A 7,673-nucleotide genomic window follows, 5' to 3' on the forward strand; every position below is an offset into this window, starting at 1 on the left:
TTCAGCGTAAATGTATCAGGACTTAAAACCGGCTTAAAACCGTCGTGAAGCCGCTTGCCAACTCCAAACTGCTGTCTCCTTTTATGGAAGAAGGGGACTTTTGCTGTGGGAAAAGAGCTGGAAGTGAGCGCAACATAGCAATGGGGAGCTGGAACAGGCTCCGCTCGCAGCTCTGGAAACCCGCAGTTTATGGCTCGACTGGAAGATCTCACCCCTGGCGCCAAGGTCAAAGGGATCCTGCCCAATCAAACCGTTGCCATCGTGAGTGTGAGGTGGTACGGCAGCAGCACCATCGAGGCCATCTACAAAGACACTCAGGGGCGTCTCCATTCAGAGCTTCTGTTTCGGGATAAAGAGCCAACCCTAGAGGTGGTAGCCGAGGGATCCCTTGGCAACTTCGAGGGAGACGGCGCCTTATTTCGCCTAGCTTCAGAGGCCTATCGGATTCGGCTGGCGCACCTGTTTGATCCCTTGCTGGCCGTTCACACCTCTCTGGTAGAACCCCTGCCCCACCAGATCAGCGCCGTCTATGGGGAAATGCTCACGCGGCAGCCGCTGCGGTTTTTGCTGGCCGATGACCCAGGTGCCGGCAAAACCATCATGGCAGGGCTTTTGGTTAGAGAGCTATTGATTCGAGGTGACTTGCACCGCTGTCTCATCGTTTGCCCGGGGAGTCTAACGCTGCAGTGGCAAGATGAGATGGTGCAAAAGTTTCATTTGCCCTTTGAGATCTTGACCAACGATCGCATTCAAGCCGCCCGAACTGGCAACCCTTTCCTGGAGATACCTCTTCTCATTGCCCGCCTCGATAAGCTCAGCCGAGATGAGGCCCTGCAGGAGAAACTGAGGCAAACTGATTGGGATCTGGTTATTGTTGATGAGGCCCACAAACTCTCCGCATCCTTCTTTGGGGGAGAAATCAAAGAAACCAAGCGTTACAAGCTGGGCAAGTTGCTCTCGCAGCTAACACGCCACTTTTTACTGATGACAGCCACTCCCCACAACGGTAGAGAAGAAGACTTCCAGCTTTTTTTGGCTTTGCTGGATGGGGATCGCTTTGAGGGGAGATTCCGAGATGGAGTTCATACCTGTGATGCCTCGGATTTGATGCGGCGGCTGGTGAAAGAAGACCTGCTCAAGTTCGATGGCAAGCCTCTCTTTCCCGAACGGCGAGCTTACACCGTCCAGTACGTCTTGTCTGACCTGGAAGCCAGGCTCTATAAGGAAGTGACCGATTACGTGCGCGAAGAGTTTAACCGCGCGGAAGCTTTAGAGCAAGGTAGCCGCAAAAGGACGGTCGGTTTTGCTTTAACCATCCTGCAACGTCGGCTAGCCTCTTCTCCAGAAGCGATCTACCAATCCTTGCTGCGAAGACGAGAGAGACTGCAGCGGAAGCTAAAGGAAGAACAATTGCGCAGCCGGGGAGACAACCTTGCTTTTACCACTTCCCTGCTAGACGAAGAAGGCTGGGATGAGGATTTTGAAGACTGCCCTGCTGAAGAGCGGGAACCGCGAGAAGAAGAGCTGGTAGATCAGGCAACTGCCGCCCGCACAATTGTCGAGCTGCAGGCAGAAATTCAGCGGCTGCAGGAGCTGGAAAAATTAGCCTTGCAAGTGAGACGTAGCGGCAAAGACCGCAAGTGGGAGGAGCTATCGAAACTCTTGCAAAATCAGGGGGAGATGTTTGATGCCGGCGGACATCGGCGCAAGTTGGTTATCTTCACCGAACATCGAGATACCCTCAACTATCTGGCTGACCGAGTGGGGAACTTGCTGGGCCAACCGGAAGCGGTGATCACCATTCACGGCAGCATGGGTCGAGAAGAGCGCAAAAAAGCCGAGGAAGCCTTTAAACAGGATCCCGCCGTTCAAGTACTCATTGCTACCGATGCTGCGGGAGAAGGGATCAACCTTCAACGGGCCCACCTGATGGTGAACTACGACCTGCCTTGGAACCCCAACCGCCTGGAGCAGCGCTTTGGGAGAATTCACCGCATTGGTCAAACCGAGGTCTGCCACCTGTGGAACCTAGTGGCCGAGGAAACGCGGGAAGGAGATGTCTACTTGGCTTTGCTGAAAAAAATAGAAATCGAGCAAAGGGCCTTGGGGGGCAAGGTCTTCGATGTCCTGGGCAAAGCGATTGCCGGTCAAGAACTGCGAGAGCTGCTGATCGAGGCCATTCGCTACGGGGATCGTCCAGAGGTCAAGGCCCGACTCAATCAAGTGATTGCAGATCGCCTAGACCACGAGCGGCTCAGGGAACTCCTGGCAGAACGCGCCCTGGCCCACGACTCGATGGATACGACCAAAGTGCAGCAAATCCGGGCGGAAATGGAGCGAGCCGAGGCCCGCAAGCTCCAGCCTCATTTCATTGCCTCCTTCTTCCTAGAAGCTTTTCAACGCTTGGGTGGCACCATTCGAGAGCGGGAACCCAAACGCTATGAAATTACCCATGTGCCGGCAGCAATTCGCAATCGCGACCGCCAGATTGGGTTGGGCGCACCCATCTTAAAAAAATACGAGCGGATTACCTTTAACAAAAACCTCATCAGCGTCCCCAACAAGCCCCCGGCAGAGTTCATCTGCCCAGGCCATCCCCTGCTGGATGCCACTCTGGACTTGGTTTTGGAGCAACACCGAGATTTGCTCAGACAGGGATCCATCCTCGTCGATGAAAACGATCCCGGCGAAACACCACGGATACTGGTGTACCTAGAGCATGCCCTTCAGGATGGGCGCCTAGACCGAAATGGCCAGCGACGGGTTATCTCCCGACGGATGCAATATGTGGAGATCTTTCTCCCCGCTCCCCAAGGGCTAGGAGGAGGAGAGAGCGTCAGGGTAAGAAGCGCCGGCTATGCTCCCTACTTGGACTACCGGCCCCTAACTCCCGCAGAGCGCGACCTTGTGAAAGCGAAAGCTGGATCCCACATCCCCCAGCTCTCGGCTTCAGAGGTAGAAAGCCAAGCCATCGCTTACGCCATTGAGCGTTTAGTTCCCCAGCATTTCCAGGAAATCAAAGCTCAGCGGGAAGAATTGATCAACAAGACGGAGCTGGCTGTTAAAGATCGCCTCACCCGAGAAATTAACTACTGGGATCATCAAGCTGCACAGTTGCGGCTGCAAGAGCAAGCCGGCAGGCCCAACGCCAAGCTCAACTCTGCCAAGGCTCAGCAGCGGGCGGATGAGTTGGCGGATCGCCTTCAGAAGCGCCTATCGGAGTTGGAGCAGGAGCGCCAGCTATCCTCCTTGCCGCCGGTGGTAACCGGGAAAGCCTTGGTGATCCCCATCGGACTGCTGCAGCGGCTACAGGGCAAGCGAGGGTCAACCCCTACCACCTTTGCCCGCGAAACCCGGCGAGTAGAACAAGCAGCAATGGCTGCCGTTATGGCCATAGAGCGGGCGTTGGGCTACGAACCTCGTGATGTCAGCGCTGAAAACCTGGGCTATGATATCGAATCCGCTGGAAGGGAAGGCCTTCGCTTCATTGAAGTCAAAGGCAGAGTTGAGGGAGCAAAGACGGTAACCGTTACCAAAAATGAAATCTTGACAGCTCTCAACAAACCCGACCATTTCATCCTGGCTTTGGTAGAAGTGCCAGCCGATCCCGCCTTTCCAGAAGGGGATGCCTTCAGGGTAAAGACCCCTGCAGGCACCTACACCGTGCCGGGCGAAGGCTGCCAGGTGCGGTATGTGCGGCGGCCTTTTCAACGGGAGCCGGATTTTGGGGCCAGTAGCGTCAACTATGATTGGAAAGAATTGTGGAATCGAGGAAGGGATCCCAAATAGATACTAACTTTCATTGGTAGGATGAATTCATGCTACTGGAATTGCGGCAAATCCATGTTCCAGCAGGTCAGCGAGTTGTCTTGCAGGGCATCTCTTGGCAAGAGTTTGAAACCATACTGAGCGAATTGGGAAACCAGCGGGGGTCTCGGTTGGCTTACGATCATGGCTTGCTGGAGATCATGATGCCGCTTCCAGAGCATGAGGATGATAAAGAGATCATTGGTGATTTAATTAAAGCGCTGTTGGAAGAGCTGGATATTGAGTTCCGCAGTTTAGGTTCGGTGACCTTAAGAAAGCCTACAACTTATGGCCTGGAGCCTAACCAGTGCTTTTATATTCAGAATGAGCTAGCAATTCGCGGCAAGAAACGAATAGATCTCATGATCGATCCACTACCCGATCTTGCAATTGAAGTTGATATCACATCCCGAACCCATCTTGATCTTTACGCAGCACTTCAGGTACCGGAGCTATGGCGATTTGATCAAGGCATTCTTCAAGTTAATGTACTCCGATTTGGCAATTACCAAGAAGTTGATGAAAGCCCAACTTTCCCAGGCTTAAACCTAAAGCAAGTTATCCCTCATTACCTACAGGAGAGCAAAGTCTTAGGTAGAAACAAAGCAATTCAAGCATTCCGCCGATGGGTACAAGGACAAATCCAGTCGTCGTCCAGAAAAAGTAGCAACTCAATCGGCACCCAACATGGCTTGTCCCAAATCAAGATGCCTTAGTTGCTCTTGAACAGGCTGGAGCCATCTTTTCGTTGAGCCCGCCTTCCCCTCAGACTAAACTCTAAACTGCAGCCTGTTTAACCCGACTAACCCTTGTCTAATGAGCCGCCGCAAGAAGCTGATTGAAGTTGCCCTGCCCCTCGAAGCCATCAATCTGGAATCGGCTCGCGAGAAATCCATCCGCCATGGTCACCCCAGCACCCTACATCTCTGGTGGGCGCGGCGACCCCTAGCAGCCTGTCGGGCAGTGCTCTGGGCTTCCCTGGTCGATGACCCTTCCAGTTGGCCGGACAAGTTCCCCACCGAGGCCGACCAAGAGCGAGAGCGGCAGCGGCTGTTCAACATCCTGGGCCGCATAGAGATCGAACAGGGGAAGCGGGTCGTGCGGGGTCTGGTGTCCTGGGATGACGTGAACGATCCCAACTCCGGCGTGCTGGAGGCAGCGCAGCGAGAGATTGCCCGATGTCTAGCCTGGGATCGAGGAGAAGAGCCCCCTACGGATCCGGCAGCAGTTAGAGAATACATCGCCAAGTACGCGCCGCCCGTTTACGATCCCTTTGCCGGTGGCGGATCCATCCCGTTGGAAGCGCAGCGCTTGGGGTTAGAGGCCCATGCCAGCGATCTCAACCCGGTGGCGGTGCTGATCAACAAGGCATTGATCGAGATTCCACCGAAGTTTAAGGACAAAGCCCCCATCAACCCTGAAGATCGGGCTAAGAAGCATATCTCAGCCTGGCGGGGTGCCCAAGGATTGGCAGCAGATGTCCGGTATTACGGGGCTTGGATGCGGAAACAAGCCTTTGAACGCATTGGACATCTCTATCCTCCCTGTTCAAACCCCTTAGGCACAGAGGAGTTGACGGTGATTGCCTGGTTGTGGGCGCGGACGGTGACCTGTCCAAATCCAGCCTGCCGCTGTCAGATGCCCTTGGTGCGATCGTTTCAGCTTTCGACGAAGAAGGGGAAAGAGGCTTGGGTAGAGCCGGTGGTGGTGAATGGGGGAGAGAGCGCTTCTGCTCCCTCGATCCGGTTTGTGGTCAGGTCAGGTAAGGGCAAAGCGCCGGAGGGAACCGTAGGCCGCAAAGGAGCACGCTGCATTGCCTGCGGAACACCTGTACCACTGGAGTACATCCGCAAAGAGGGTCAGGCCGGACGCATGGGATCCCAGATGATGGCCATAGTGGCAGAGGGGCCAAACGGCAGAGTGTACCTGGATCCCACCCCAGAGCACGAGGCAATTGCCAATTCAGCTCAACCCACTTGGAAACCAGATGCCAATTTACCCCATAATCCAAGGGATTTTAAGACTCCCAACTATGGGATGAGGAAAATCTCAGATCTCTTCACCCCCCGGCAACTGGTGGCCCTGACGACCTTCAGTGATTTGGTGGCGGAAGCACGGGAAAAGGCCACAGCCGATGCCATTGCCGCCGGACTCCCCAATGACGATGTGCCCCTAGCCGAGGGCGGCACAGGCGCAAGGGCCTACGGAGAGGCGATTAGCGTTTATTTGGCGTTTGCTGTTGATCGATATGCAGATTATTGGAGCAATCTTGATCGATGGCAGAATGCCAATCAGCAGCTAACCAATACATTCAGCAGGCAAGCAATTCCGATGGTCTGGGACTTTGCAGAGGCAAATGTTTTTTCTGAGCAAGGAGGGAGCTCTAAAAACTTGTTTGATTGGACTACTCAATCCATAGGCTCTTTGGGAGAAGGTTTAATAGGATTTATTGCTCAACACGACGCAACAGCCCCTCACCCCCAGGACACCACCCCCAAGCTCATCTCCACCGATCCCCCTTATTTCGACAACATCGGGTATGCCGATCTCTCGGATTTCTTCTATGTCTGGCTGCGTCGTTCCCTTGGCTCTGTCTATCCCAACATTTGCAGCACTTTGTTGGTTCCCAAAACTCAAGAACTGGTGGCAACGCCCTATCGCTTCGGGGGCAGCAAACAAAAAGCAAAAGAATTCTTTGAAACAGGACTGGGCAAAGCCTTTAACCGACTGCATTACCTCTCCCGTGCTGATTATCCCCTCACAGTTTACTATGCCTTCAAGCAAACCGAAGAAGACCCCTCTCCCCAAGGACAAGGGGAAGATGAAGAGGATGATGACACGGACAAGCCTATTCCCCTCTCCCGTACTGGTAGGGGAGCCAGGGGTGAGAGCCCAGAGCGCATGAGTGGCCGAGTCTCTACGGGTTGGGAAACCATGCTCGAAGGCTTGATCAGGGCTGGGTTCACCATTGACGGCACTTGGCCTCTGCGAACCGAACTCGCTAACCGCATGATTGCATCTGGCACTAACGCCCTCGCTTCCTCCATCGTTCTAGTCTGCCGTCCTCGTCCTGCCGATGCGCCCAAGGCTACCCGTCGCCAATTCCTTGCCGAACTGAAGCGCGAACTGCCTGAGGCTCTCAAGCTTCTGCAGCAGGGCAGCATTGCTCCTGTGGACTTGGCCCAAGCCAGCATCGGCCCCGGCATGGCCATCTATTCCCGCTACGCTGCAGTTTTGGAAAGCGATGGCTCGCCCCTGACCGTCCGCACTGCCCTGCAACTGATCAACCAGTACCTAGATGAATATCTCAGCGAACAGGAAGGGGAACTCATCGAGGGCAGCCGCTGGGCCACCACTTGGTTTGCCCAATATCAATTTGAGCCAGGCCCCTACGGGGAAGCAGAAGTCCTCAGCAAGGCCAGAAACGTCAGCATTGAGTCCCTTGAGGAACTTGGGATCCTAGAAGCCAAGGCCGGCAAGGTGCGGTTGTTGAGAAGAGAGGAAATAGCCCAGAGAAAAGAAAAGGGAGCAGATTCCCTCTCCTTGCTCCTTGCTTCCTCCGCCTGGCTCATCACCCAGACCCTCATCCACACCCTCGATCGGAAAGGAGAAATGGAAGCCGCCGCTCTCCTGGCTAGCTTGGCAGATGGAGGTGCAGTGGCCCGCGACCTTGCCTATCGGCTCTATACCCTCTGCGACAAAAAAGGCTGGACTCAAGAAGCCCTAGCCTATAACACTCTCGTCATTGCCTGGCCGGAAATTAACCGGCTAGCATCCGAAATGAAGAAAAAGCAGCATGATCCTTTCCAGCCCAGCTTGCTTTAGCCCCCTACCTCTGGGGGAAGCAAAGCCTAAAAGACCTCAGA

Annotated in this window: 3 protein-coding genes; all 3 read left to right on the top strand. The window is 54.6% G+C overall.

Features of this window, described 5'->3' with window-relative positions:
• Positions 1-189 precede the first annotated feature (189 nt).
• The 3 genes from NW819_RS06565 (at position 190) to NW819_RS06575 (ending at position 7,632) form a co-directional block, all read left to right on the top strand.
• Positions 190-3,789, top strand: a complete 3,600-nt coding sequence (locus NW819_RS06565) for a helicase-related protein (protein ID WP_414328702.1) — start codon at positions 190-192, stop codon at positions 3,787-3,789.
• 29 nt (positions 3,790-3,818) lie between these two features.
• A complete protein-coding gene (locus tag NW819_RS06570; protein ID WP_414328701.1) occupies positions 3,819-4,523 on the top strand; it encodes a Uma2 family endonuclease in 705 nt (234 codons plus the stop codon).
• A 100-nt stretch (positions 4,524-4,623) separates the two neighbouring features.
• Positions 4,624-7,632, top strand: coding sequence for a DUF1156 domain-containing protein (locus NW819_RS06575; RefSeq protein WP_414413262.1), 3,009 nt, complete (start codon positions 4,624-4,626; stop codon positions 7,630-7,632).
• The last annotated feature ends 41 nt before the right edge of the window (positions 7,633-7,673 follow it).

The sequence above is a fragment of the Synechococcus sp. R8-2 genome (genome assembly GCF_047461715.1).
Lineage (GTDB): Bacteria > Cyanobacteriota > Cyanobacteriia > Thermostichales > Thermostichaceae > Thermostichus.